Origin of the sequence: Rhodococcus sp. T2V (genome assembly GCF_029269925.1) — a bacterium.
Lineage (GTDB): Bacteria > Actinomycetota > Actinomycetes > Mycobacteriales > Mycobacteriaceae > Rhodococcus_F > Rhodococcus_F koreensis.
In genome coordinates, this window is the sequence record NZ_JARJBD010000351.1 from 1 (window position 1) to 633 (window position 633).

Genomic DNA, 633 nt, shown 5'->3' on the forward strand with positions numbered 1-633 from the left:
CCAGTTCGGGTTCCACTTCGACCACATCGACTCCGTCCACATCGACTGGATCTGATCGCAGGACGAACCCAACAGCCGGCGGAGAAGTCGTTTCCGAAGTTCAGATTACGGAAAGCGCTGCCAATCCGGTCGAATGTCGGGGTACAGCTGGTGCGGGCGATGATCACCGGTTCGCTCGCCGGCACCGACGAACTGCTCGCCGCCGACACCGTGGGAGCTGTGGGACGCGTTGGCGGAGCTGATGACCGCCCGCCGGTTGGTGGCGATCACGCCTGTGTGCAGGTTCGGCGACGACAGCACCCAGACACCGGCGTCCAGGTAGTACGCGAGTGCGAACGGGGTGCGGACCTCGGAGCGGTCTCCGGGCTCGTTGCCACGTGCCGACGCTGGCGGCTACCACGGTCCCGCCGAGGATCTAGACCCCCGACAACTGGGCCGCGGTGGCAGCATGAGAGCTGGTAGGGCTGGACGTGGGTCGCGCCGATTCGAATCTTCGCCGTCGAAGGCAAGGCCGACGCTCTGCACACGCAAGCCGCGTGAGATCTGGATCCGATCGAAGGAGCGCCAGGAAGATGACCACCATGCAGTCTGTCGTCGCCGACACGTTAGGCGAACCGTCCGAGGTCCTGCACC

The 633-nt window shown here is 65.2% G+C and carries 1 pseudogene; it reads right to left on the reverse strand.

What is annotated here, in order from left to right:
• Positions 1-213: 213 nt before the first annotated feature.
• A pseudogene (locus P3H15_RS54315) lies at positions 214-357 on the reverse strand (phosphatidylserine/phosphatidylglycerophosphate/cardiolipin synthase family protein); the annotation flags it as partial.
• Between the last annotated feature and the right edge of the window lie 276 nt (positions 358-633).